General features: G+C 70.3%; 22 protein-coding genes. 9 read left to right on the top strand and 13 right to left on the bottom strand.

The window, feature by feature from the left end; all coding sequences use genetic code 11:
• Nucleotides 1–27: 27 nt before the first annotated feature.
• Nucleotides 28–666 carry a hypothetical protein gene (locus F8M74_RS13455; RefSeq protein WP_228559397.1) on the bottom strand — a complete coding sequence of 213 codons (639 nt, stop codon included), beginning with the start codon at nt 664–666 and terminating at the stop codon, nt 28–30.
• A gap of 236 nt (nt 667–902) precedes the next feature.
• On the opposite strand from F8M74_RS13455, the gene F8M74_RS13450 reads away from it, so the two are divergent.
• Nucleotides 903–1,265, top strand: a complete 363-nt coding sequence (locus F8M74_RS13450; protein WP_141255290.1) for a DoxX family protein — start codon at nt 903–905, stop codon at nt 1,263–1,265.
• A 146-nt stretch (nt 1,266–1,411) separates the two neighbouring features.
• Here the strand turns inward: F8M74_RS13450 and F8M74_RS13445 are convergent, their stop codons facing one another.
• Nucleotides 1,412–2,485: a serine hydrolase gene (locus tag F8M74_RS13445; protein WP_163884421.1), complete on the bottom strand. Its 1,074-nt coding sequence runs from the start codon at nt 2,483–2,485 to the stop codon at nt 1,412–1,414.
• A 203-nt stretch (nt 2,486–2,688) separates the two neighbouring features.
• On the opposite strand from F8M74_RS13445, the gene F8M74_RS13440 reads away from it, so the two are divergent.
• Nucleotides 2,689–3,027 carry a hypothetical protein gene (locus tag F8M74_RS13440; protein ID WP_228559395.1) on the top strand — a complete coding sequence of 113 codons (339 nt, stop codon included), beginning with the start codon at nt 2,689–2,691 and terminating at the stop codon, nt 3,025–3,027.
• An 11-nt stretch (nt 3,028–3,038) separates the two neighbouring features.
• On the opposite strand, the gene F8M74_RS13435 is transcribed toward F8M74_RS13440, so the two are convergent.
• Nucleotides 3,039–3,779, bottom strand: coding sequence for a serine/threonine-protein kinase (locus F8M74_RS13435; RefSeq protein WP_216620031.1), 741 nt, complete (start codon nt 3,777–3,779; stop codon nt 3,039–3,041).
• Nucleotides 3,780–4,088: 309 nt separating this feature from the next.
• Between F8M74_RS13435 and F8M74_RS13430 the strand changes: the two genes are divergently transcribed.
• Entirely contained in the window at nt 4,089–5,009 is a 921-nt protein-coding gene (locus tag F8M74_RS13430) for an RluA family pseudouridine synthase (RefSeq protein WP_141255246.1), read from the top strand.
• A gap of 102 nt (nt 5,010–5,111) precedes the next feature.
• On the opposite strand, the gene F8M74_RS13425 is transcribed toward F8M74_RS13430, so the two are convergent.
• Nucleotides 5,112–6,122, bottom strand: coding sequence for a ChaN family lipoprotein (locus F8M74_RS13425; RefSeq protein ID WP_141255289.1), 1,011 nt, complete (start codon nt 6,120–6,122; stop codon nt 5,112–5,114).
• A gap of 219 nt (nt 6,123–6,341) precedes the next feature.
• Between F8M74_RS13425 and F8M74_RS13420 the strand changes: the two genes are divergently transcribed.
• Nucleotides 6,342–7,979 carry a hypothetical protein gene (locus F8M74_RS13420; protein ID WP_141255245.1) on the top strand — a complete coding sequence of 546 codons (1,638 nt, stop codon included), beginning with the start codon at nt 6,342–6,344 and terminating at the stop codon, nt 7,977–7,979.
• 52 nt (nt 7,980–8,031) lie between these two features.
• Here the strand turns inward: F8M74_RS13420 and F8M74_RS13415 are convergent, their stop codons facing one another.
• From F8M74_RS13415 to F8M74_RS13405, 3 genes are all read right to left on the bottom strand, one after another.
• The gene (locus tag F8M74_RS13415; RefSeq protein ID WP_162294994.1) at nt 8,032–8,544 is read right to left on the bottom strand and encodes a hypothetical protein; all 513 of its coding nucleotides are present in this window, start codon (nt 8,542–8,544) and stop codon (nt 8,032–8,034) included.
• A gap of 144 nt (nt 8,545–8,688) precedes the next feature.
• Nucleotides 8,689–9,309, bottom strand: a complete 621-nt coding sequence (locus F8M74_RS13410) for a hypothetical protein (protein WP_141257136.1) — start codon at nt 9,307–9,309, stop codon at nt 8,689–8,691.
• Nucleotides 9,310–9,380: 71 nt separating this feature from the next.
• The gene (locus tag F8M74_RS13405) at nt 9,381–11,396 is read right to left on the bottom strand and encodes a YgiQ family radical SAM protein (RefSeq protein ID WP_141257135.1); all 2,016 of its coding nucleotides are present in this window, start codon (nt 11,394–11,396) and stop codon (nt 9,381–9,383) included.
• 333 nt (nt 11,397–11,729) lie between these two features.
• On the opposite strand from F8M74_RS13405, the gene F8M74_RS13400 reads away from it, so the two are divergent.
• A complete protein-coding gene (locus F8M74_RS13400) occupies nt 11,730–15,374 on the top strand; it encodes an AAA family ATPase (protein WP_141257134.1) in 3,645 nt (1,214 codons plus the stop codon).
• A gap of 14 nt (nt 15,375–15,388) precedes the next feature.
• On the opposite strand, the gene F8M74_RS13395 is transcribed toward F8M74_RS13400, so the two are convergent.
• The 5 genes from F8M74_RS13395 to F8M74_RS13375 all read right to left on the bottom strand — a co-directional run bounded on the left by F8M74_RS13395 (nt 15,389) and on the right by F8M74_RS13375 (nt 20,846).
• A complete protein-coding gene (locus F8M74_RS13395) occupies nt 15,389–15,925 on the bottom strand; it encodes a hypothetical protein (RefSeq protein ID WP_141257133.1) in 537 nt (178 codons plus the stop codon).
• Nucleotides 15,926–15,958: 33 nt separating this feature from the next.
• Nucleotides 15,959–18,886, bottom strand: a complete 2,928-nt coding sequence (locus tag F8M74_RS13390; protein WP_141257132.1) for a CHAT domain-containing protein — start codon at nt 18,884–18,886, stop codon at nt 15,959–15,961.
• Nucleotides 18,883–19,476, bottom strand: coding sequence for an RNA polymerase sigma factor (locus F8M74_RS13385; RefSeq protein ID WP_141257131.1), 594 nt, complete (start codon nt 19,474–19,476; stop codon nt 18,883–18,885). Before F8M74_RS13385 ends, F8M74_RS13390 begins: the two co-directional genes overlap by 4 nt.
• 121 nt (nt 19,477–19,597) lie before the next feature.
• Entirely contained in the window at nt 19,598–20,293 is a 696-nt protein-coding gene (locus tag F8M74_RS13380; RefSeq protein WP_141257130.1) for a response regulator, read from the bottom strand.
• 136 nt (nt 20,294–20,429) lie between these two features.
• Nucleotides 20,430–20,846, bottom strand: a complete 417-nt coding sequence (locus tag F8M74_RS13375) for an EamA family transporter (protein WP_141257129.1) — start codon at nt 20,844–20,846, stop codon at nt 20,430–20,432.
• Nucleotides 20,847–21,030: 184 nt separating this feature from the next.
• On the opposite strand from F8M74_RS13375, the gene F8M74_RS13370 reads away from it, so the two are divergent.
• The 4 genes from F8M74_RS13370 (at nt 21,031) to F8M74_RS13355 (ending at nt 25,012) form a co-directional block, all read left to right on the top strand.
• The gene (locus F8M74_RS13370) at nt 21,031–22,476 is read left to right on the top strand and encodes an ABC transporter substrate-binding protein/permease (RefSeq protein ID WP_141257128.1); all 1,446 of its coding nucleotides are present in this window, start codon (nt 21,031–21,033) and stop codon (nt 22,474–22,476) included.
• On the top strand, nt 22,473–23,237 hold the full coding sequence (locus tag F8M74_RS13365; RefSeq protein WP_140794553.1) for an amino acid ABC transporter ATP-binding protein: 765 nt from the start codon (nt 22,473–22,475) through the stop codon (nt 23,235–23,237). The genes F8M74_RS13370 and F8M74_RS13365 overlap by 4 nt, the downstream gene beginning before the upstream one ends.
• Nucleotides 23,238–23,344: 107 nt before the next feature.
• On the top strand, nt 23,345–24,109 hold the full coding sequence (locus F8M74_RS13360; protein ID WP_141257127.1) for an alpha/beta fold hydrolase: 765 nt from the start codon (nt 23,345–23,347) through the stop codon (nt 24,107–24,109).
• Between the two features lie 18 nt (nt 24,110–24,127).
• A complete protein-coding gene (locus F8M74_RS13355) occupies nt 24,128–25,012 on the top strand; it encodes an SGNH family hydrolase (protein WP_141257126.1) in 885 nt (294 codons plus the stop codon).
• Here the strand turns inward: F8M74_RS13355 and F8M74_RS13350 are convergent.
• Nucleotides 25,009–25,206 carry a hypothetical protein gene (locus F8M74_RS13350; protein WP_141257125.1) on the bottom strand — a complete coding sequence of 66 codons (198 nt, stop codon included), beginning with the start codon at nt 25,204–25,206 and terminating at the stop codon, nt 25,009–25,011. The two genes, F8M74_RS13355 and F8M74_RS13350, sit on opposite strands and share 4 nt — an antisense overlap.
• Nucleotides 25,207–25,209 lie beyond the last annotated feature (3 nt).

Raw genomic sequence — 25,209 nt, 5'->3', positions numbered from 1 at the left:
GTCATTTGACACACCTGAACGAAGGGCTTACGGCCCGGGATGCGTGGAGGGATTGCCCGCGGGCGGGAGGAAGCCCGCTTCGTACTCCGCGAGCAGCTCCGGGAAGACAATGCACTTCTGCGTTTCGGGATACACGCCGGTGGAGTAGCGGATGGCGGCATAGCCGAAGATTTCCGTGAACAGCGCCAGCTTCGCCTCCGCGGGGGCCCGGCGGACGTGGTCATGGAAGGCAAGCACTTCTCCCTCCAGCGAGAAGGGCCGCGCGTACATGGCATGGGGAATCACGTCATGGACGATGCGGAAGACGCAGTTCTCCTCCGGCGTCCACAAGGGATGCTCGCAGTGCTCGGTGTTGATTTCGAGCTGTCCCCGCTCCAGGTCCGCGACGATGTCCTCCGGGCCTGAGTAGACGGTGCGCGTCGAATAGCGGATGGACAGGCAGGGCCGGACGGCTTCGTAGACGTCGAAGGCGTGGGCCAGCAGGGCTCGCCAGGAGTCGCTGCATCCCTCATCAAGGTGCCGGGCGTCGGCCGCATAGGCATCCGTCACTCGGGTGGCGAACGCCAGCAGGGCGGCGGGTTGGAATGCGCGTGGCGCTGGGTCCGCATAGGCGGTGAGCGGAAAGCGTGAGTCAATGCGCTGGCGCAATTCGTTCAGCAACGTCATGGAACGACCCCCGGAGACGGCCATTGGAGCGCGCGGCCAACCTCTCCGTCAACAGCGCATCCTTCCCCGAATGGGCCTGTTCGCTGCGCCCTATCCCTTGTGGAGAAGTGTGTGGGGCCGTTAGAACGGCGAGGCTTCCAGGTCCCACTTCCACCTAGGGCGTCTCTCTCATGTCGAGCACTTCCTCCTCCGTCTCCCCGGCCTCCACGCAGTCCGCCCCTGCCGCCAAGGGATGGATGCTCTGGCTGGGACGCATTTTCACCGGTCTCGTCGTCGCCACGCTGGCCTTCAGCGCGTCGATGAAGCTGGGTCAGTCACCCGAAGCCATCCAGGGAATCGAAAAGTCTGGCTACCCTGGCTCGGTGTTGCTGGCCATTGGAATCGCCGAGCTCATCTGCCTGGTGCTCTACGCGGTGCCGCAGACGGCCGTATTGGGCGCCATCCTCGTCACGGGCTACCTCGGCGGCGCCACCTCGACGCACGTGCGTCTGTCCGAGCCGTTCATCGCCCCCATCATCGTAGGCGTTCTCGCCTGGGCGGGACTTTTCCTGCGGGACGCACGTCTCCGGGCCTTGCTGCCCCTGCGCCGCTTGCCCTGAGCACGCGCCACGGTTCCTCTCCTGGAGGCAGGCTTTCGATGTCTGAGGGTGGGCGCTCATTCTCCGGGCGCCCGCCGGCTTCTGGGGCCACGTAGACCTTCTGGTCATCCTTCCTGGAGGATGACGAACGCACGCGTGTGGCGGACTCACCCCGGCATCGGGGGCCGAACCTGTGCCTCCGTCGGGAGGAGGCGGGACAGCAGCTCGAGCCCTGGGGCTTGCAGGGGGATGCGCCCACGGAGCGCGGAGAAGAAGGACCAGCCATGGTTCGCCAGCAGCACCACGCCCGCGTCCGCCCCGGCGGCGAAGCCCATGAAGCCGGTGTAGCCCCGGATGACGGAGGAGCGCCACACCACCGGCTGACCGCGCACCTGCGTCACGCTCCACCCGAGCCCCACCTTCCCAAGGTTCGCCTCCGCGCGCGGCACATGTGTCAGCTGCAGGGCGCGCACGACGCCCGCGTCGCCCCGGCCGAGGTTCGCGTCGAGGAAGCGGAGCAAGTCGGACGCGGTGGAGTAGGCCGCGCCCGCTCCCGGCAGGGCGGGGAAGGTCCATTGGGGGACCGGTTTGCCTCGCGCCGTGTGGCCGACCGTCAGGCGCGGCTCCTGTTCCTCGGAAAGGCGCAGCGTGGTGTCGGCCATGCCCAGGGGCTTGAAGAGCAGGTCCCTCAACGCGTGTCCGTAGTTGAGTCCCGCGCGCCGGGAGAGTGCGTGGCCCAGCACACCCATGCCCAGGATGGAGGGCGCATGGCGGCGCGGCGGCGGCCATTCCGGCTGATAGGTCTGGAGGAATTCTCCGAAGTGTCTCGCGTCGTAATGGCCGAAGGGGTCCTCCATCGTCTGGGCGCTCTGCTCCAGGTTGGGAGGCAGGTGGGGCATGCCCGACGTGTGGGTCGCCAACTGCTCCAGGGTGATGCGGCCCGCCGTGGCATCCGCGAGCAGCGACCGGGGAATCACCTCGGACAGGGGCATGTCGAGCCGTGCCTTGCCCTGGTCCACGAGCAACGCGAGGAGGGCTCCCGTGAAGACCGGGGTCAGCTCGCCGAGCGCGAAGATGGCGCTTTCAGAGGGCGGCGCGCCCTTGCTGCGCAGCGCTTCGACGTGATGCACGCCTCCCTGGGTGATGCCGGCGCAGAGGGACGCCGTGCGATATCCGCGCACGTAGGCGCGGGTGGCATCCTGGAGCAATTCACCGGGGGGTGGTTTTGGCACGGAACGCATGGCGGGCCTTCTACACCATGTGTCCGGAGCGGCCAGGGAGGGCCGGCGTCAAGGCGTCCGCGCCTTGCTGTCACACGCCTGCACGGAAATTGACGGAATGTCATCCGTCCGCCGTGCCGGAGCCGACCAAGTGCGCGGAATCTTGGGAATGAAGCGTTGGAACGGCATGTGTAATGGCCTCCTGGCAACAGGAGGTCCACGCCATGACCGTTTGCCGTCCGCCCGTATCCCCTGGGTTTTCCGCCACGCGTCACTTCGTCGAGCGCAGCTCGCTTCGGCAGCTTCGTGACGATGTGCTCGACTTCATCCTGGAGTTTGGCATCCGGACTCGGGCGACGGGCATGACTCACGTCACGGTGCTGGAGCGGGAACTGCCTCGTGCATGGCGGAGCCTGGATGTGGCGCGGCAGGCGCGTGGGTGGATTGTCCTGCTCAATGACGAGGAGCGCCTCATCACCTGCTACCGGCGCGGGGATGCGAACCGCTTCATCCGTCGCAAGCCCAAGCACCGCATGTCCAGCGACCAGCTCCAGCGCATCTGAGCGGGGGACGCTCACGCCGCGCGCAGCAGCAGGAACATCACCAGCGCCAGCAGCGCCGCGATGCCCACGGCCAAAGGGCCCAGCGGCGCACGCTGGGTCAGCAGTCGCCGCGCGGAGATGGCGCTGTCGGGGCGGTCCTGGATGGCCTCCGAGAGCAGGCTTTTCATCAACCGGCGCAGGTGCCGGGGCACGCCCCGGGGGAGTGGCTGCGTCTCCGGCAAGCCTCCCGTGAGCGCCTCGTGCAGAACGCGTCCCAGCGCATGCAGGTCCGACTGCGGGATGGCGCGGCCCCACTGTCGTTGCTCGGGGGCCTGGTAGCCATGGGCACCAGGAGGCACGAGCGACAGGCCGAAGTTCGTCAGCATCGCGCCGTCCTTCGCGAGCAGGATGTTCTGGGGCCGCACGTCTCCGTGGACGAGGCCCGCGTCGTGCGCGGCGCCGAGCGCATCGAGCAGCCGCAGCGCCAGTTGCTCCACCTCTTGGAAGGGCAGGGCGTTCACCCGGTCCAGCCGCGTCTCCAGGCCGGGCGCAATCACGGGCTCCAGGGCGTACCAGCAGTGGCCGCGCTCCTCGCCCACCGCCAGGACGCGGACGATGTCCGGGTGGCGGAGGCTCCGCAGTGTCTCCGCCTCCCGGTGGAAGCGCGCCCGCGCCTCCGCATCCGCTGTCACCGAGGAAGACATCACCTTCACCACGCATGGACCCACATGGCCTTCCGCTGCGTACAGCCGGCCCGTGGCGTCGGTGCCCAGGCGGGAGTTCAGCTGGAAGCCCGCAAGGGATTCACCCGTGAGGTCCGGCTCCGGCGGTGGGCTTCGCGTCTGTGCGCCGTGCGTGAGGTCCGCACCGCAGGCGGCGCAGGTGCGTCGCGGACCTGTCTCGGCACCAGGGTGGGGCGTATGACATGTGGGGCAGGTCGGATTCACGGGGCCGGGCCGGGTCGATTCTTCGCCATCTTCCGGGCCGTCCTCGTCGTCCGCAAGCCATGCTCCCGTGTGGCGTGGCGGGGACGTCGCCCAAGGACGTTGACTCGCCCCCCCGCGTTGAGGGACGGGAAGCGCATGGCACAGCAGAAGGTCCAGGTTCCTCGTGAGGCCGCCGGCGAGCGGCTCGACCGCTTCCTGTCGAAGCAGGTCCCAGGCCTCAACCTGGAGCGGGCCCGTGCCCTGATTGATTCGGGAGCGGTCCGCATCCGGGGCAAGAAGTGCCAGCCCACGCGGAAGCTGTGGGGTGGTGAGGAGATTGAGCTCGAAAGGCCGGAGCCGCGCGCCGCGCCGGTGGCCTCTGCTGAAGGGCCGGTGCTGCCGGTGCTTCATGACGATGCGTCCCTGGTCATCGTGAACAAGCCTCCGGGCATCGTGGTGGAGCCGGAAGGTCGCGCGGCCTCCGTGGTGGGGCTGCTCGCCGCGCAGCGGCCTCCCTTCGATGTGGAGGGCCTGGCTCAGCCCGGCGTGGTGCACCGCCTGGACCGGGAGACGAGTGGCTGTCTGGCCTTCGCGCGCACGGATGCGGCCGCCGCCGCACTCCTACGCTCCTTCCAGGAGAAGCGCGTGGACAAGCGCTACTGGACGCTGGTGCTGGGCCAGCCGCCGTCGCAGGGACGTCTTGAGGGGCCCTATGCCAGAGATCCGGCGGACCCCCGGCGCTTCACCACCCGCGTGCCATCCGCGCGTCGCGCGGCGCTTTCCTTCGAGGTTCGCGAGCGCTTCGCGGATGCCGCGATGCTGGAAGTCGACCTGGACACGGGCCGCACGCACCAGATTCGCGTGCAGCTCTCCGAGGCCGGGTTCCCCGTGCTGGCGGATTCACTCTACGGTCCGCCGGAAGCACGCGCGCATGCCGCGGCGCGGACACTGGGGCGGCAGGCGCTGCATGCCTTCACCTTGGAGCTTCCGAGCCCTGCTACGGGTCAGCCTGTCCGCGTCGATGCGCCATTGCCCGAGGACTTCCAGCGCGCGCTCACGGTGCTGCGTGGTGGGTGAGCGCGGTCGTCCTTGGAAGCGCACCTGGAGCAACAGGTTGCCGCCCACGATGTCCGGCGAATCCCAGACGTGTTGGCCATGTCACGCCACGCGCCCCGGGCGCTACTTCTTGGGGCGCTTGAGGAGCGCCGCGCACGGGTCCTCCATGGGCATCGCCGGCGTGAACCAGACGTAGTCGAAGGGAAGGGATTGCGTGCCGAAGGAGGCCGTGTAGTCCGCGGGCTCGCGCAGCGCTGGGTCGACCTCCAGCAATCCCACGGAGCGCACGTCCTGGCCAGGCGCACGGGCCGCGAGGTGCGCGGGGACGCCCCGGTCCGTCCGTGCATGGCCGTTGCCGGTGATGAGCACGCCGCCCTGGCCGGTGTCCGCGTTCGACAGCCGGTCCGCCAGGTGCGCGTCCCGTGCACGCTGGGCCTGCACCATGGGGCCGAGCATCTCCTTGGGCAGATGACCGCAGTGCGCCTCGTCCTGCTCCTGGCGCATCGCCTGCTCCACTGGCTCGGGCAGCGGCGTGTCCAAGGACAGGCGCTGGCGCAGCTCGGGAGCCAGAGCCTCCGGACCGCGCATCACCAGGTCGCGCACCTGCGAGCGCGGCAGGTTGGCGGCGACGATGGGAAGCCCCGCCTTCAGCCCGGCCGCGAACACGGGCCGATACAGGGCCCAGTCCGGCCAGCCACTGCCCGCCCAGTTTACCGCGAGCGCGAGCGCCTCCGCGTCCCGCGGGGCCTGGGCCAGTGAGGCGTCCACCGCCGCTTGTTGCCCCACGTCGAGCATCTCGAAGGCCAGCGCGGGCTTCCGGCCTCCCTCGGTCAGAGCCTGGACGAGCCACGCCTGGAGTTGGTGGTGGTCGGGCTGGTCATGCCGCTCTCCCAGCACCACGAAGCGGGCCTGGGCGAGCGAGCGGCGCAGGGTGTCCGCGTCCACGAATCGGGCCGCCTTCACGTCCCAGATGCGGCCCGTGAGCGGATGCTCTCGGTGCAGAGGAGAGGACCACTCGTTGGGAAGCGGCGCCTGGACGCGAAGCTGCTCCACGGCGGAATCAGGACGCGTGGCGCTGGCGCGCGAGCAGGCGGTGGCGACCAGCAGGACGAAGGCGATGAGGAGCGTGCGCATCACGCGCGCCATTCATCCACAAGGCAGGCCTCGTGGACTACTCCCGGGTTGACGAGGTGGTGGACCGGTGACAACCGCTGGAGCGAGGAACGCCCCGGGAGGGACCCGACGGGATGGATAGGGCGCCGTGACGGATGCGTTTCCCTCCCCACCGGGAGGATTGTTGCGCCACCTCGCGTGAATGACGTTGCCGCCTGTCGAACCAGAGGGGAGCAACGTATGCGTCAGGGGAAGTGGAAGCCCGCGCGGGCGGCGCGGTGGGGTGGCGTGTTTCTGGGAATGCTGCTGTCTGCCTGCGGTGGGGCGATGGAGGAAGTGCCCGAAGCCGTGCCAGAGGCGGTCATGGATGCGCTGGCCCGTCGTGCCGAAACGTCCAACGCGTCCGATGAGAGCAAGCCCATGTGGAAGAAGCAGCCCACGGGGCGGCCGGGAGAAGGCGTGGCCTTTGATGGAAAACAGTTCCTGGTCGTCTGGCAGGACGAACGCGAGGGGGGCGTCTTCGGCGCGCGGGTGACACCCAAGGGGAAGGTGCTGGACCCGGGGGGCTTTCCCATCAACGCGGGCAGCGGGTTGGATGGCGGGCAGCCTCGAGTGGCCTGGGACGGAAAGTTCTTCCTGGTCACCTGGGTCAGCGCTTCCGGTCTGGTTGCCGCCCATGTGGAGCGCGACGGGGATGTGCGCCGCCGGTTCGTCGTCTTCGGCTCCGATGAGGTGGGAGGGCCTCCAGGCATCGCCTGCGCGCACGAGTTGTGTCTGCTCGCCTTCCCCTTCATCGGCGACGTGGAGAGCATCATCAACGCCATCCGTGTGACGTCCGACGGAGACGTGTCCGAGCGCACGCAGCTCTCCGTTTCCGAATCCAACATGGCCATCAAGCCGGCGGTGGCCTGGGATGGAAAGCAGTTCCTGGTCGTCTGGAGCGACCAGCGCGGTGGAGTCCTCACACCGGACATCTTTGGGAACCGGGTGACGAAAGACGGCATCCGGCTGGATGGGGCTGGCGGTGTCCCGCTCGTCGTCCGTGAGGGCGCTCAAACCGTCCCCGACGTGACGTGGACGGGCAACCACTTCTTCGTCGTGTGGCAGGACGACAAGAACGATACCGCCGATGTCTACGGCGCCCGTTTCCGAAAGAACCTCGCGTTGGACGGGCCCGCGGCCTTCGGAATCGCCACGGGCGCGGACGAGCAGACGGGGCCTCGGGTGGCGCCCAGTGGCAACAAGTCGCTCGTCGTCTGGGATGCCACCCGGCAGGGTATCCACCGCGTGCGCGGTGTCCGGGTGGGGGACAACGGAAGCATCCTGGGCTCGAAGTCGGGCTTCACCATCTCTACGGGGGACTTCCAGCAGGAGATCGCGCCCGCCGTGGCGGCCGGAGACCACAAGTTCCTCGTCACCTACGCGGGCACGACGACAGGCACGGACGAATTCGGCCCGCACGAAATCCTGGCGACCCGTGTGACGCACGATGATGTGGTGAAGGACAGGCCGGCGCTGCGCCTCACGCGCCCGTGGGGCCACAAGCCTCCGGTCGCCGCCTCGCGGGGCGCCGATGCCTATCTGGCGGTCTGGAGTGAGAATCTCTCCGGCACGCCGGGCATGCTGGCCGCTCGGGTGAGCCTGGATGGACAGTTGCTCGATGTGCCCGTCGTGTTGCCCGCCGGGGCGACGTCACGCGCGCCCGTGGTGGTGTGGGACGGGGCGGCCTGGTTCGTGGCGTGGGAAGAGGGCGCCGCTGACGCCACGGGATTCCAGGGGGCGCGCGTGAGTGGGGCGGGCCAGGCGCTGGAGGTGAGTCGCCTGTCAGGTTCCGCGCTGCTTCCTCTGGAGATGCTGGCGCCGTCCGCCGAGCGCTGACGGCGCACCTCCCAGCCAGGCGGGCACTCCGCCTGGCCTGGGAGCGGTCCTGCTACTTCGAGTCCACCACGACGACCATCCACCGGTCCGTGGCGTGGTCGATGCGGATGTTGGCGGCGCCGGCCTCCTGGAACTGCTGGATGATGCCCTCCAGGAAGGTGAGGTGCTCCTTGGGCGCGTCCACGAAGATGTTCTTCGGGCCGTTGCCCTTCGCCTTGGCCTTCTTGGCGGGGGCGCCGGCCGCGCCATTGATGGCCTCGGGGGCCGCGGCGGCGGCCTTCAGGCGGGAGGCGGCGTCGTCCCCCGTCGCCTCGGTCTCCTCGGCTTCGGGCTCGGCCTCCACTTCCGGGGCGGGCGCGGGGGCGGGGGCGGCCGCGGCGGCCGACGCGACTTCGTCCTCGGCCTGCTCGCGGAGCTGGTTGAACGTCTTCATGTTGATGGTGCCGCCAAACTTATCCTTGAAGGACTCCAGCGCCTCCTTGCTGCTGATGTCCGGCTGCTGGCGGAAGAGGTCGAGCAGAAACGCGTGGCGCTCCTGGGTCTGCTCCTGGGTTGTCCTGGCCATCGTCTACGTGCTCCTGGGTGTGTCGCGATGTTGCGAAAGGCGGCGCACCCTATCCGGAGCCGTGTAGCGCCGCAAAGGGGGGCCTGGGCCTCCCCTTCGCGGGCATGACTCGCGTGCCGAGGCGCACGCGCTGGACGTGTGGTCTCAGTGCCGGGGCGGCGGCGGCGCGCTGTGGTCGCAGTGCAGCAACGACGGCGGGTCGAAGCAGGTGAAGCGCTGGTTGTCGAGCCGGCACACGCCGTCCGGCGTGTTGGCGCACTGCACCTCGGTGCGCGTGGCCTTGCAGTCATAGCCGCAGGCCAAGTCCTCGGAGGCGTTGAGGCAGCGGGGCGCGGGCGTCTCCGCGCCGTACTGGTGGATGACGGCGTCCGGCGGGTCCCAACAGGTCAGCTTGTTGAAGTTCGTGGAGCAGACGCCGTAGGGCGTCCGGTTGCAGGCCACCTCGCCGTTGAACTGACGGCAGTTGTAGCCGCAGGCCACCTGGCCCCGGCTCTCCTTGCACTCCGGCTTCGCGCTCGTGGTGGGCGGGTGCTGGATGGCGACCAGGGGCGGGTCCCAACAATGCACGCCTCCCACCAGGACCTCACAGATGCCGTAGGGCGTCCGGGCGCAGGCGGTTTGTGTCCCAGTGGTCTTGCACTGGTAGCCGCACACCGAGCGTCCCTGGGAGAAGACACACTGCGGAGGCGGGGGGCGGACCACGGGCTGTTCCGAGGTCGTCACGGGAGCCGTGGCGAGCCACAACGCGGAGAGGAGGCTGAGCATGGTGGGAGGCCCGACGAAAACCGCGGCGGTTTATTCAAACCGCGCGTTCGGGCTCCCATGTCCCAGGGCGCTCAGCGGGCGCGAGGCCCACCGGGACGGCGCGCCCGGGGACGCGCGGTTCCCTGCGGTCCGGGCCGGGGCGCGGCCTCGTGACGCGGCGCGGAAGCACCAGCGCCGGTGTCGCGCTCGGTACGCTGCCGGCGCGCGGCCTCCCCGGGGGACTCCGGCGGGACGAGCGCGTGGGGCCCGCGGCCGATGAGGTCCTCGCGGCCGGCCAGCTTCAGCGCTTCTCGTGCCAGCGGCCACTGCTCCGGGTTCCAGTAGAGCAGCAGCGCCTTCTGGAGCCGCTTCTCGCGCAGGCCCTGGGCCGTGTAGACGGGCTCCATCTTCAGCGGGTCCAGGCCCGTGAAGTACATGGCGGTGGCCATGGCCATGGGGGTGGGGATGAAGTCCTGCACCTGCCGGGGCCGCTTGCCGTTCTGCTTCAGCCACAGCGCCAGCTCCACCATGTCCTCCAACGTGGAGCCCGGGTGGCCGCTGATGAAGTAGGGGATGTCGTACTGCTCCTTGCCGGCCTCTTCGCTGGCGCACGCGAACATCTGCTGGAATCGCTCGAAGCTCTCGATGCCGGGCTTCTTCATCTTCTCCAGCACGCGCGGGGATACGTGCTCCGGCGCCACGGACAGCTGCCCACCCACGTGGTGCGCGGCCAGCTCCTTCACGTACTCCGGCGAGCGCTCCGCCAGGTCGTACCGCACGCCGCTGGCGATGAAGACGTGCTTGACGCCGTCCTCCTTGCGCACGTCCTGCATGAGGCTGATGAGGGGGCCGTGGTCCGTCTGGAGGTTCTCACACACGCCCGGGTGGACGCAGGACAGCTTGCGGCACCGCTTCTCGATGTCCTCGCTCTTGCACTTGAGCTTGTACATGTTGGCGGTGGGGCCCCCCAGGTCGGTGATGGTGCCCCGGAAGTCGCCCATGCGGCGCAGGGCGCGGACCTCGCGCAGCACGCTCTCCGCGGAGCGGCTCTGGATGACGCGGCCCTCGTGCTCGGTGATGGAGCAGAAGGTGCAGCCGCCGAAGCACCCGCGCATGAGGACGATGGAGTGCTTCACCGTCTCGTAGGCGGGGATGCGCTCCCGGTACATCGGGTGCGGCACGCGGTTGAAGGGCAGGTCATACAGCTCGTCCATGGCCACGGACTTGCCTTCGGCGCCCGCGGTGCCCACGCCGTCCTCCAGCGGGAGCGCGGGCGGGTTCATGTAGATGGCGCGGTTGCCGTGGCGCTGCGCCAGCGGACGCGCGTTGCCCGGGTTGGTCTCCATCTGGAAGTCGCGGCTCATCACCGCGAAGGCGTGCTTGTCCTCGATGACCTGCTCGTAGGACGGCAGCACCACCGTCTTGCGGTCCGCGGCGCGCCTGGCCGGGTCCGCCTCCAGGGCGCGCATCTCCTCGTCGTTGATGGTGTACGCGGTGCCGCGCACGTCGCGGATGTCCTGGATGCGCTCGCCCTGGCGCATGCGGTCCGCGACTTCCATGATGGGGCGCTCGCCCATGCCGAAGACGAGCAGGTCCGCCTTGGCGTCGAAGAGGATGGAGCGGCGCACCTTCTCGCTCCAGTAGTCGAAGTGGGCGATGCGGCGGAGGCTGGCCTCGATGCCACCCAGGATGACGGGGACGTCGGGGTAGGCCTCACGGCAGCGCTGCGCGTAGACGATGGTGGCCCGGTCCGGCCGGCAGTTCGTCTGTCCGCCGGGGCTGTACTGGTCCTCCGAGCGGTTCTTCTTCTGGGCCGTCAGCCGGTTGAGCATCGAGTCCAGGTTGCCCGCGGCCACGCCGAAGAACATGCGCGGCGGCCCCAGCGCCTTGAAGGGCTCGGCCGAGTGCCAGTCCGGCTGGGGGAGGAGGCCCACCTTGAAGCCGCGCCCCTCCAGGAAGCGCGCGATGAGCACTGGCCCGAAGGCCGGGTGGTCCACGTACGCGTCCCCCGTCACGATGATGATGTCGCACTGCTCCCAGCCGCGCGCCTGCATGTCGGCACGGGTGGTGGGCAGGAAGGGATGGGCGTAGCGCGTCGAATAGGCCATGTCGGTGGGGGGCGGGGGGCTTCCACCCAGAACATCGGGAGGACGCGGAAGCAAGCCCGGCTGGAGAGGGTGTACACCGGGGCGGCCTGCCTTCCTACCCACCGCGCATGCACCCTGGGTGTGGCGCATTGACGGCGATCCAAGCCTCCCCTACCTTGGCCGGCCTCTTACATGTGGCGACCTGTTCGGGTGGGCAGGTCATGAAGTGTAGGCTTTGCGAGTGTTCGCCATGGCAGCCGCAGCGTCTTCTCCAGCCCTGCCGGATGTAACGGCCCCGCGTGGCACCGGTGGCCCAGGGCCGGTGCGCGGCGAGGTGTGGAGGCCGCGCGTCCGATGATGCGGGGGCCGGAAGCGGGACGTGCGGGCGAGGCGGCGGAGCCCGGAGACGGGGGCTCGCAAGCGCCTGCGCCCACGCGTGAGCTGCATGTCGAATACGACGATGCGCCGCCGCCCGAAGCCGCTCCGCCCCGGCGGGTGGGGTCAGTGCCGCGCTGGCGCAACACGTTCCAGGCACCCGAGCCGCCTCGTGAGGAGGACGTGGCGCTGCGGCGCACCGAGAACGCGGTGCGTGTGGAGCCGCCCCAGGCCCCCGAGCCCACCGAGGCGAAGGCGGACCTGGCTCGGGCTCCGAATCCGTTGCTGCTCGTCTCGCGGATGGCGCGAGGACGGGAAGGCGGAGAGGACGTTCCGTCGCGTGATGTCTCCGCGCCAGAGGACGTCAGCCCCGCGGAGCGCGAGGCGATGCGCGCCGCGGTGGCCACCGGGAAGCGTCGCGAGCTCTGGGCTCCGCCCGCGTATCTACCGGAGGACCTGCGGGAGGCGCTGCTGTCCGAGCGCAGCCAGTATCGTGCGCAGCTGCTGCAGGACGTGCGCGAGGTCAGCCTCCAGGGGCCGGGGGTGCTGTCGCTCATCCCGCGTCCGGCGGCGGACCCGGACTGGTCGGGAGGTTCGGTGCTCGGCTTCCTGGGGGAGGAGTGCGTCTTCGGCGGAGACGTCGTCCACCTGGATTTCGAATCGGGGCGTGTGTTCGCCGCGCCCAGCCACGGGGATGACGTGGACCGCCGCGCGCTGTCCGCGGACCGCTGGTGCTACCGGCCCTATGACTTCGCCGAGGCCCTGTGCGCGGCGGCCTCCGCTTACGAAGAGCGGCAGGATGCCCTCTCCGAGTCCCTGAGTCGCGCCTGTGGGGAGGCGCCTCCCGTCACGCTGACGCCCCAGGATGAGGCCCTGATTCCGGCCGACCGGCTGTGGCGCCAGCCCTGGGGCTGCATCTGGGGACCTCCCGGTACGGGCAAGACGACGGCCGTGGCGGACCTCATCGCGCGGGCGCTACGCGCCTTCCCGGGTGAGCGCATCCTCGCGGTGGCGCCCACCAACCGCGCCGCGGACGAGTTGGTCCTCCGCGTCAGCGCGCTGCTGGAGCGCGAGCCCATTCCGCTGCGGCCCCTGGCGCGCAGCATCTTCCGGGGTGGGACCGGCGCGAGCGAGGCGTTGGTGAAGCTGCCCACCGTCATGCTGGAGGACACCAAGGGCGGCAAGCTGCGCGCCAGCATCGAGGAGCGGGAGCGGGAGCTCATCCTCCAGCGGGTGCGAGGTGGCCCCGCCCATGAGCTGGCCAAGCTCCAGGCGGAGCTGCGCGGACTGCGCGGCAAGGTGAAGGACCCCACGCTCAAGGAAGTGGAGAAGGGGGACTGCCCGCTGGTGGTGGTCACCGTGCACCGAGCGTTGCGTCTGGTGTCGGAGTTGGAGGGAAAGCGGCACTTCGCGCGGCTGGTGGTGGACGAGGCCGGCATGGTGACCCGCGCGGCCACCGCGTTGATGGGGCCGCTGGCGGAGCGGGTGACGCTGGCGGGTGACCCGAAGCAGATTGGCCCGGTGAGCCGCGCCGCGGAGGGCGCGGGCAAGGGCACGCAGAAGTGGCTTCGCGGCAGCGGGCTGTCGCACCTGGAAGACGCGGTGAAGGACGCTGCGCGCGCGGACGTATTGCTGCTGCGCACCCAGCACCGCATGCACCCGGACATCGCGAAGGTGGTGAGCCACTTCTGCTACGGCGGCGCGCTGGAGGACGGCGACGTCGTCAAGCAGCGCGCGGAGCGGCCCGCTCCGGTGGCCGCGTTCCCCTTGGTGCGCGCGGGCTGGGTGGTGCTGGACGGCCTCACGCGAGATTCAAAGCGCCTCACGCACGGACGCGGGGAGACGGGCTCCGGCTACCAGCGCGAGCTGTCCGCCAACCTCGCCGTGTCCCTGGCGCGCGAGGCGGTGCGCTCTGGCCTCAGCGTTTTGTGTGTCACGCCCTACCGCGCGCAGGCCGCGCTGCTGCGCCGGCTGGGCAATGCCGCGGGCCTGCGCGGGGACGTCTTCAGCGCGTCCACCATCCATCGCCAGCAGGGCACCCAGTACGACGTGGTGCTGGTGGACACCGTCGCTGGAGGCAGGCCCTTTCCGCCTCACACGCTGGTGCCCATGCTCAACGTGGCCGCCAGCCGCGCGAAGGATTACCTGCTGGTGCTGGCCTCCCGCGACGAGGCGCGCGCCGCCACGATTCCCCAGCGCTTCCTGTCTCTGCTGCCGCGTCTTCGTGTGCACCCCGGTGAGCCGCTGCGCCTGGAGCCATTGCCCATGCCGCAGCGCGCGCCGCCGCCGCCGCCCCCGCCGGTGCCGGTGGACCTGGGCGCGGAAATCTCGGGCGCGCGGCCCGGCAAACCCCTCTTCACACACGAGCAGGTGTCCCTCTTCGAGCGCCGCTTCGACGACGGGCACCACCTGGTGCGCGGCGTGGCGGGCAGCGGCAAGACGTACGTGCTGGCGCACTGGGTGGCGCGCTACCTGCTGGAGCACTCCGAGGCGCAGGTGCTGGTGTCCTTCTTCAACCGTGCGCTGGCCCCGCTGGTGGACAAGTTGTTGGTGGAGGCGCTGGCCCAGCGCGCGGGCCGCCTGCGAGTGCGTGAGCTGCGTGCACGGGTGACGGTGCGGCACGTGGGGGCGCTGCGCCGTCATGCCCCCGCCTCCTTCGACGGCGTCTTCGTGGACGAAGCCCAGGACATGGACGCCAAGGCGCTGGCCATGCTCCACACGCTGGTGCGTCCGGACACGTTGCCGGACGGGCGCGAGGTGCGCTGCTTCCAGCTCTTCATGGACGACTCGCAGAACGTCTACGGCCAGGTGCCCATCGACGCGCTCAAGGAGCAACTGCCCGAGGGGCTGTCGTTCCGCGGCCGCACCCGCGTCCTCAAGGAAACGTTCCGCGCCACCCGGGACATCCTCGACGTCGCCTTCAACGTGGTGCTGGACCCGCTGCGCCAGCACGCCGCGGCCGAACCCGGCATGCGCGAATACATGAAGGTGGGTGAGCTGGCGCGCGAGGGGCTCGTCTGGCTTCCGGAGGAGACGCTGGAGGGCCTCTTCCGCGTGCAGTCCACCGAGCGCGGCGGCGTGCTGCCCCAGGTGCGCGGCTTCGCTTCCAGTGCCAGTGAGGCGCGGCAGGTGGCTCGCGAGGTGGCCCGCCTCATTCGGGAGGAGGGCGTCCACCCCAGTGACATCCTCGTGGTGGCCCCCGTCATGCCCTCCCAGTACACGGAGGCGCTCAAGCGCGCGGGCGTGCCCGCGGAGGCCTACGGAGGCAAGGGCGGGCGCAACGTGACGGACTTCCGCGTCAGCGGCGTGGACCACGTGCGCGCCACCACGGTGTTCTCCTGCAAGGGGCACGAATGCCCCATCGTCTTCTTCGCGGGCCTGGATGCGCTGGACACCGCGGAGCAGTGGATGGCCGGTGCCCGCGAGCGCTCGGCCCGGGAGAACGAGCGCATCCGCCGAGCCATGTTCTACGTGGGCGCGACGCGGGCGATGAAGCGGCAGTACCTCACCGGTGTGAAGGGCGCGCGCTTCCTCCGCGTGGCCGCCACCTACGTGGAGACGTTGAGCGGGCTCGTGCCGGCGGCTCCATCCCCCGAGGGAGCCTCGGGGGCGGACGCGCGGTAGGCCCACGTGGGCCGTTACTTCGCCGGGAGCTTGAGCGCGGGCACATGCACCTGGACACCGGTGCGGCGCGCCGTCTGCAGGACGTTCACGGCCAGTTGCTTCACGTAGCGCTCCGTGAGGGCGATGCGCCGCTTCTCCTCCTTGATGGGGTTCGGGTCCCCGGACGTCTCATGCTTGGGGTCGATGGCCAGGTCCACGCAGCCATCCGGCGACACCAGGGTCTCCCGGCAGTTGACGGACATGGAAACGGTGACGCGGCTGGTGGACGCGAGGGCCGCCTGCGTGGCCTCGCCCGCGGACTCGGTGTCGAGCGACTGGGGGGCCGCGGCCGCGTATGCACGCTTGCCATCCCGTCGCTCCACCACGGTGCCCGTGCGCGGGTCCACCACGTAGGTGGAGCGCCGTTGGGGACTGTGGGCGTCTTGCAGGGTGATGAAGACATAGGTGTCCGGGGGAATGTCCTCCGAGGGGTTCCAGTCCGGCGTGTTGGCCAGGTGCTGGCAGGCCGAGGCCAGGAACAGACACGCGAGGGGGAGGAGGTACTTCTTCATGGGGATGAACTCACTCGATGGAAGGGGAGGGGATTACTCGAAGAGGAGCACCTGCTGGACCCAGGCGCTGGCGTGGCGCCGCAACCATGCCTGACGTTCGTCGCGCAGGGCTATGGCCGCGGGGACGCCATCACGAATCCGGGCCAGGACGGGCTCGAAGAAGGCGTGCGCCTCGTCGTCGGGAATCTCCTGCGTGGCGGCGAGGACGGCCCGCGCTCCGGATTCGATGAAGGCCAGCGGCAGTCCGAAGTTCTCATGCAGGTACGCGCTGGTATGGCCCGCGTAGCAGGCCGCGAGCAGCACCACCGGCCGGCCTCGCAGCCGCTGTCCCTTCAGGTCGCCCGTGGTGAGCGCGAAGCGGCCACCCGTGGCCTCTGGTGAAAGCACGAGGACGGAGGCATCCGCCACTGACGGGTCGATGATGCCGTGCGCGTGGACCTGCACTTCGGTGGCATCCCTCATGGCGGCGAGGACGCGCGGCGGCGTGGCCTCGGCGCCGCGGAGCAGGGTGAGTCCTTCGCCCGTGTCGCTGGCCGGGTTCCACGCGCGCAGCGTGGGCAGATGCAGCGACGCGGGCGCCAGCACGTCCGTCACGATGATCCGCTGGGCCTTCGCTTGGGACGGCGGCGTATTGGGCAGGCCGCCCACCCGGTAGGACCAGGCGATGTCGGACGGCAGCAGCCCCGCGCGCCCCTGCACTGGCGGCCGCGCGAGGATGTCCACGCTGGGGCAGGCGCGAAGGGCCTTCATCACCGCGCCGGGCACCAGGCCTTCGACGCCTTCCAACGGCGCCGTCCTTCCCGTGTCGTGGTGGCCCAGGAGGCGTCCCTCCGCGTCCCGGGCCACGACGAAGGTTCGCTCGTCGTCCACCGTGACGCCCAGCACGCAGCGCTCCGGCGCCGGCATGGCGTGCTCCTCGGCGAAGAGGGCCAGCCCCTGCGCCAGCTCGCCCGTCCGGCCCGCGTCGAGGATGAGTGACGTGTAGCTGTAGACGCGGGCCTTGCGCGCGCTCACGTTCGCCGCCGGCAACTTGGAGGCGTCGGCCAGCGCCTGCCGTAACAGCGCCTGCCCCCTGTGCGCGTCCTGCTCCAGGTAGAAGCGTCCCTCGATGTGGCGCAGCAGCGCGAGGTCCCCCGCGTCCTGCGCGCCCGAATCGCGCAGCGCCCCCAGGCCCTGCTCCAGCAACCGCGCGTCCTCCGGCTTGCGGAAGGGCGTGCGGGCCAGGTCGGCCAGCAGGGCCAGCCGCGCCATGGAGGGCTTCTGACTGCACTGGATGGCCCGGTCGAGCAGCTCCCGGGCACCGGCGACATCCAGCGCGCGGTGGTGCGCGAGCGCCAGGCTGGTGAGCGCCACCTCGGAGTCCGCGCAGCCCTCGGGCGTCTGGAGCAGCAGCTCCTCCACATAGGCCCGGGCCAGCACCAGGTCTCCCTGCGTCCGGGCCACCTGTCCCAGGTCTTGGAGCAGGTTTCGCTGAGAACCCCACTCCCGGCTGTCGCGCGCGGCGCGCAGTGCGCCCACGAAGCGGGCGCGTGCATCGACGGGGCGGTGTAGCCGCGCCATCACCAGTCCCAGCTCCCGCTGCATCAACATGCACCGGTACAGCTGCTTCCCGGAGGCCGTGCACGTCTTCACCGCGGCCTGGAGCCGCTCCCGCGCGCGCTGCGGGGCATCCGACAGTGCGTCCGCCCGGGCTTGCCGCTCCTCGGCCAGCAGCGCGAACCACGGGTCCTTCGTCTCCAACGCGAGCGCCCGGTACTCGTCCGGGAACTGGCGCGGGTCCGCGTAGGCGAGCGCGCCCAGCAGCAGGTCCTCCTGCCGGGCCTCGCGCAGCCGCGACAGGAAGGATTCCAGCGCGGGACCCTTCACCCCACCCCGGGTGAGGCGCGCGTACTCACTGGCCAGGGGCGCGCGTGCGGAGAAGTCCCGCCTCGCGGTGCGGCGCAGGGCATCTTCCAGGTGCGTGCCGTCCTCCTTGCGGTCCAGCACCACCGCCAGGGGATGCAGGGACTCCACGCGCTCGGGCGAGGCCGCCGCACGCAGGGCGTTGTAGAGGCACACGCGCGCCATGCCTGGCAAGGCCTCCGCCTGCGCGGTGGAGAGTGGCGCCCCCCCTTCCACCATGCGCTGGCAGTCCTGACGCATGCCCTGCCAGTCCTTCCGCTCCTGCTCCGCCGCGTTTCGCAGCGCCTGGGCGCGCTGGGCGGCCTCGCCGCTCCAACCGCGCTCGCCGAGCTGCGCCACCTGTTCGAAGGACTCCGCGGCGCGCAGTGACAGGCCGAGCCGCTGGAGCGCCAGCGCCTGGTTCCAGAGCGCCTGGGCATGGCGAGGCTTCCGCTTCAGCGCGCGCTCCAGCAGAACGAGCGCCTTCTCCGGTTCATCCTGTTGGAGCGACAGGGCCGCGCGGTCCGTGTCCAGGTCGGCGGAGGCGGGCAGCTTGTCGAGGAACGCGGAGGCCTGGGCCAGGTCACCGCGCAGCAGGAAGGCCGAGGCGATGCCCCGGTGGTCCGCCGCTTCTTCCAGCCGGGCCAGCTCGCGCAGCGCCAGGGCCTGGGGCCGGGCGCCCGTGCCGCTGCGCATCACCTGGTAGGGCCGGTGTCCGTCCGCGCCGGGATGGGTGAGGCGGACTTCCAGGGGCCGGGTGGCCGCTTCCGCCAGCCAGAGTTCGGGGGCGGAGTCGGTGGGCTGCGTCTGGGGGACCAGCATGAGCGCGGCCAGGCCCGCGGCGAGCGCGAGCGGCACCACCATCAGCCAGGACTTGTTCCGCCAGGTCGAAGGCGCGCCGAGCCGCTCCGGCCCCGGGCTGTTCAGCGCGTCGTCCGCGAGCAGCTCCAGTGCGACCAGCTCCTTCATCCGCGACTCGCACGCCGCGCAGCGGGCCAGGTGGTGGCGGAAGTTCTCCGCGTCCGCGGGGAGCATCTCCCCGTCGACGAAACGCTCCAGGTTATCGCAGACGCTGCTCATGATTCAGCCATGCCTTCGTGCGAGGCGTCCTTGCCGCCCAGCAGCTCGCGCAGCGCCTGCCTCGCCTCCGTGAGCCACCGTCCCACCGTCCCTTCCGTCGAGCGGAGCTGCTGGGCAATGGCCCGGTACCGCAACCCCGCGACGTGCAGGCGGTAGGCGTCCCGCAGGTGCGGCGGGCGCAACTGGTCGATGGCCTGCTGGAACTCGTCGCGAGACACGCGTTCCCACCGCTCCTGGGGGGCCGCTTCGACTTCGGCGTCCAGGTCCTGCACCAGGCGCAGCATGGGCGCGCCCAGGACCTCGGTGCGCCGCCGCCGGCAGTGGTCCAGGAAGCGGTTGCTCATCGTGGTGCTCAACCAGACGCTCACCGCCCCCGCGTTCTCCGCCATCAGCTTGTCGAAGTGGCGGTAGGCGCGCTCCAGCGTCTCCTGCACCAGGTCCTCCGGGTCGATGGCTCCACCCGAGCACAGTCGCCGGGCGATTCGAACCAACGCCGGACGCCGTGCTCGCGCGAACGCGTCGAATTGACGGCGGTGCCCATCGCCCGGCGCGGCGGGGCTCTCTGTTGTCCTGCTCTCGTGTTGTTCCACCGGTGGGCTGCCCCCTGCGCACGGTGAGAACGGGCCGGGGAAATTCCCTTCGGTAAAATCGGATGGCGCGATGCGTTATCGGCGGGATTGGTGTGTGGATGTCGGGCGGATGGTGTCGCTGTCAGGCGTCGCTCGCACCAGGGCGGAGGGCGTTGACGGTTTCCAGGGTGGGCATCGGCACCTCCAGCCGGAGCCGCTGGGGGCCACCGACGTCCGCCATGAAGGACAGGCGCCCGCCATAGCGCTTGAGCAATCCGCCCACCACCTTGAGGCGGTCGTCGGCCAGCAGGCCCGCGAAGCGCTCGATGAGCGCAACGGCCTGGTCCGCCGGGAAGGACGGGTCGGCCACCTGCACCTTGAGCACCATGGACGCGGCCGACATGCCCACCTCCGCGTTCACGCCGTCCGGCGCTTCCCGGAAGGGGGCGTAGAGGCACGCCATCGTCTCGCGGTGCCGCAGCAGGCCCTTGAGGTACGTCACCAGCTCCGCGTCGTCCCAGGGCTTGCTGATGAACCGGCAGATTTCGCCCTCGTTCACGGAGGCCACCACGGACTTGAAGTCCGCATAGCCGGAGATGATGAGGCGCAGGGCCAGCGGGTGGCTGCGTTTGAGGCGCTGGAGCAGCTCGCTGCCCGTCATTCCTGGCATCCGGAAATCCGTCAGGACGATGTCAGGGCTGAACCCTTCCAGCCGCTCCAGCGCCTCGTTGCCATTGAAGGCAATCTGGACCTCGAATCCCTCTCGCTTCAACAGACGCTGCAGCGCGCGTGCGATGGGCTGCTCATCGTCGACCACCAGAACCTTGAACGCATCCATGACAACGTCGCTCCTCGGGCGCGCACTCTAGACCGGGCACCTACGGAAAATCCCAGAGTCTGGAAAATGAATGGCGGGTCATGCGCGCACCTGCGACAGGGTGGGTGGGATTGCTTCATCCCATTGCACCCGGGGTTCATTTCAACGTCAGCAATGCACCCACGGCCATGAGCGTCACGCCCACACCCATCCGCCAGGTGAGGGGTTCGTGGAGGAGGAGGAACGCCAGCAGGAGGGTGAGCGGCAGGCTGAGCTTGTCCAGGGGCGCCACGCGGGAGGCGGGCCCGAGCTGGAGCGCGCGGAAGTAGGCCAGCCACGACAGGCCCGTGGCCACGCCGGAGAGCACCAGGAAGAGGAGTGTCTTGCGGCTGATGGCAGGAAGGGCGTGATGCTCCCCGCGCGCCAGGGAGATGCTCCAGGCGAACACCAGAATCACGACAGTGCGGATGGCGGTGGCGAGCGTGGAGGGAATGCCTTCCACGCCCACCTTCGCCAGCACCGCCGTCAGTGCCGCGAAGCCCGCGGAGAGCAGTGCATAGATCCACCACGGCATCGAAATCCCCAGGTACTGGAGCCGGCGGAATGCCGCTCACGGTCATCGACCTACCAGTGCGTGGCGGCGCTGTCAGGAGCGACTGGCGGTGGGGCGGCTCCTGTCATATGGCGGGGGCCTCACACACGCCAGAAGGAGCCCGTCACTGTCCCAGGCAACAAGGCCTTCATTCCTCCTGCCCTCCGTGCTGGCGCTGCTGGCGCTGCTGAGCGCGTGTGGCGCGGAACAGGACTCGGGACTGTCGCGGGTGCGCCGCACGGGGGAGCTGCGTTGGGGCGCGGATGCCCAGGGTGGAGAGCCCTACGCCACGGAGGACCCGGACGCACCCGGGGGCATGCGAGGCTTCGAGGTGGAATTGGCGGAGGCCCTGGCGCGTGAGCTGGGGGTTCGGGCCCGGTTCGTCCAGAACGACTGGTCCAGCCTGGTCCCCTCGTTGGAGCGCGGCTCGTTCGACGTGGCGCTCAACGGCCTCGAAGTCACGCCGTCGCGCTCCGGGCGCATCCTCTTCACGCGGCCCTACTACGTCTTCCACCTGCGCTTGCTGGCGCGGCGGGACGATGCGGCCGTCACCGGGCTGGATGCGCTGAAGGGCCAGCGGGTGGGGACGCTGGCCAACTCCCTGGCGTGGGACCTGCTCCGGCGCAGCGGCGTGGAGGCGGTTCCATACGAAGGCGTGGAGGAGCCCTACATCGACCTGGAGCAGGGGCGGGTGCGCGCCGTGTTGATGGACGACATCATCGCGCAGCGCTACGGGCAGCCACGTCCAGGGCTCCGGGTGGTGGGCGACGTGGGGGAAGGCTACTACGCCATCGCCGTGCGGCCCGGTGAGGAGGACCTGCGGGAGGCGCTGGACACGGCGCTGGGGAACATCGCTCGCTCGGGTGAGCTGCGCGCCATCTTCCAGCGCTGGGGCATCGACAACGCCGAGCAGCAGCGCATGGTCGACTGGACGGACGCGCAGACCCGCGAGGTGCTGGCGCCCACGCAGACGGCACGCATGGGCTGGGGACAGCTGGTGCTGTTCCTCCAGGCCGCGGGCGTGACGCTGCTGGTGTCCGTGGGCGCCATGGTGCTGGCCATTCCCCTGGGCGTGGGGCTGGCGCTGACGCGGCTGTACGGGGCTGGCTGGGCGGCCCGGCTGGCCACCGGCTACGTGGAGTTGTTTCGCGGCACGCCGGTGCTGCTTCAGCTCTACGTTCTCTATTACGGGCTGGCCGGAGTGCTCCGGTTGGACCCCATCAGCGCGGCCATCCTCGGGCTGGGCCTGAACTACGCGGCCTACGAGGCGGAGGTCTACCGGGCGGGGGTGCTGGCCGTGCCGCGAGGGCAGTTGGAGGCGGCGATGGCACTGGGCATGCCCCTGCGGCTGGCGCTGCGGCGGGTCATCCTCCCCCAGGCCTTCCGCGTGGCGCTGCCGGGTGTGACGAACGACTTCATCGCGCTGCTCAAGGACAGCTCCTTGGTATCCGTCATCTCCGTGGTGGAGCTCACGAAGCGGATGACGATTACCGCGGTGGATGTTCGAAGCTGGCTGATACCTGGCGCGTTGTGCGCATTGATATACCTGGCAATGAGCTATCCCTTGTCCCGGCTGGCGAGGCACCTGGAAGCGAGGCTGGAGCGCGGATGATTGAAGTCGAGAAGCTGAGCAAGCGCTACGAGGGGCGGCCGGTGCTGGAGGGCATCAACGCCGTCTTCTCCCCGGGCGAGGTGACGGCGTTGGTGGGCCCCTCCGGTGGAGGCAAGAGCACGCTGCTGCGGTGCCTCAACGGGCTGGAGTCCTTCGACGGGGGCGTGGTGCGCGTGGGGCCGGACACGCTGGCGCCGGGCGATGTCCGCGCGCAGGGCGAGAAGGTGCGCCGCATCCGCCGCCGCGTCGGCTTCGTCTTCCAGCAGTGGCACTTGTTCGCGCATCGCACGGCGTTGGGCAATGTGACGGAGGCCCCCATGCACGTGAAGGGCGTGGGCCGGCAAGAGGCCAACGAGCGGGGCCGGGCGTTGTTGGCGAAGGTCGGCCTGTCCCACCGCGAGGACGCGTACCCCTCCGAACTCTCCGGCGGCGAGCAGCAGCGGGTGGCCATTGCCCGGGCCCTGGCCATGGAGCCGGAGGTGCTGCTGATGGACGAGCCCACCAGCGCGTTGGATCCAGAGCGGGTGGGGGCGCTGATTGACCTGTTGGAGCAGTTGCGCGCGGACGGCCTCACCCTGGTGGCGGTGACCCACGAGATGCGCTTCGCGTACGAGCTGGCCTCGCGCGTGTTGGTGCTCCACGGCGGGCACATCATCGAAGAGGGCCCGCCCGCCCGGGTGCTCGCCAATCCACACCATGAGCGCACGCGTGCCTTCCTGGGCCTGGGCCGCGTCCCCGCGCTGCGCACCCTGGGGGCCTGAGCGCCTCACTGGTATCGCGGCCCGCCCGCCGGGCATGCTGTGACGGACGGGCCGGGCAGAACCGGCGCACCGGCGGTGTTCCTCGCCGCGTCCCGCGAAGGAGAGGCATGCGTCGAGAGGTCCAGTGGATGGAGTGGGGGCAGGGGCGGGGGCCTCGGGTGCTGCTGCTGCCCGGACTGGGCGCGCGTGGCTCCGGCTTCCAGGCGCTGGCCCACCAGTTATTGCCCTGGGCCCGTCCCATCCTGGTGGAGTACCCCGAAGGTGAGGCGGCCGCGTGCGGCGCAGGCGCCTTGGCGCGGCAGGTGCTGCGGGCCGTGGGGGATGTGGACGCGGTGGTGGCCAGCTCCTTCGGAGGCATGGTGGCCGCGCACCTGGCGGCGGCTGGCGCGGCGCGAGGCGTGGCCTTCCTGGGCGCTTTTACCCGCACCGAGCACCTGGGCGTGCGCGGGCTCGCCATTGGCATGATGGGCCCCATCGCCCGGTGGGCCCGGCCGGGCGCGGTGGCGGCGGGGCTCGCGGCCTGGACGCCGGTGTCGTTCGCCCGTGTGCCCGAAGTCGTGCCCACCACGGCGCTGGAGCGCAGCTCCACCTGGCATCGCGCCCTGGCCATCCGGGGCGAGGCACCCCCACCGGAGCTGCGCAGGCTGCCCGTGTCCTGCGTCTGTATCCAGGGGACGCGGGACGTGCTGGTGCCGCCGTCCACGGTGGAGCGCCTGGCCGCGTCGCTGCCGCCGGGAACGCCCCGGCACCTGCTGCGGGGCGCGGGGCATGTGCCCTACTTCACGCACCCGGAGGCGTGCGCGGGGCTCCTGCGGCCCTGGTTGGCGGCCCTGGACGCGGCGGCGCCCGAAGTGGAGAGCAGCGCTGCCTGACGCAGTCCGGCAGGGGCGGTGCGGGGGGCCGTCGGGCCGATAAGGGGATGTACGGATGGCGCGGGGATCGCTACCTTTCGGGCGCCAATGCAGAACCGTCTCACGCGATTGCTCGTCACCCTCTTCGTTGTCTCCGCGACGCCCGTGCCTGCTGCTTCCGTGCAGGAGCCGTCGCCCTCCACCGTGGCGCCCACGGCCGTGCCGCCGCCCGCCGCGGCACCGGAGGCTCCCGCTCCGTCGCCCGAAGTGGCGCGCAAGCACAAGGTGCTGCTGCTGGGGGACAGCCTCATCGCCACCGGCTTCGGGGAATACCTCCAGGCCCAGTTGGACGCGCACCCGCGCATCCAGTCGGCCCGCCGCGCCAAGTCCTCCACGGGCCTGGCCCGTCCGGACTTCTTCGACTGGATGGACGTGGGCCGCGAGGAGGTGGAGCGTCACCAGCCGGACGTCGTCGTCGTCATCCTCGGGGGCAACGACGGGCAGTCGCTCCAGGACACCAAGGGTGGCAAGGCCATCCACTGGGGACATGCGGAGTGGGAGGCCGCCTACCGTCAGCGCATCAATGACTTCCTGGCCGTGCTCGCCTCGCCCGGCCGGAAGATTGTCTGGTTGGAGCTGCCGGCCACGGGGCTCAAGCGCTTCGAGCAGAAGCTGAGCATCATCCGCGCCCTCCAGCGCGAGGTCATCTCCTCCCGGCAGGATGCGGTGCACCTGGACACGCGCCCCTTCTTCACCGACGCGAAGGGGCGAGCGCTGCGTCAGGCCCGGGTGGATGGCTTCCGCAAGCCCATGCGCCTGCGCATGGCGGACGGCGTGCACTTCACCGTCGCGGGCGGCCGTTACTTCGCCAACAAGGTGTACCCCGAGGTGCTGAGCGTGCTGGGCCTGCTTCAGCAGGGCTAGCGGCGCACCTTGGCCAGCGGCACGCGCACGGGCACGGCCTCCGGGGCCTTGGCCAGCGCTTCGCGGAGGATGCGGTCCTCGTCCTCGTCCTTGCCGGCCACCAAGGCGGAGATGCCGTGCAGGTAGATGGCGTCCGCGCTGTCGGGGAACTGGGTGAAGTCGTCGTCCCACTCAGCGCACGAAGATAGCCCCATGGG

Source organism: Myxococcus sp. CA023 (assembly GCF_010998615.1).
GTDB lineage: Bacteria > Myxococcota > Myxococcia > Myxococcales > Myxococcaceae > Myxococcus.
Note: the sequence above shows the minus strand (reverse complement) of the source record. Positions and strands in the feature narration are given on the sequence as shown.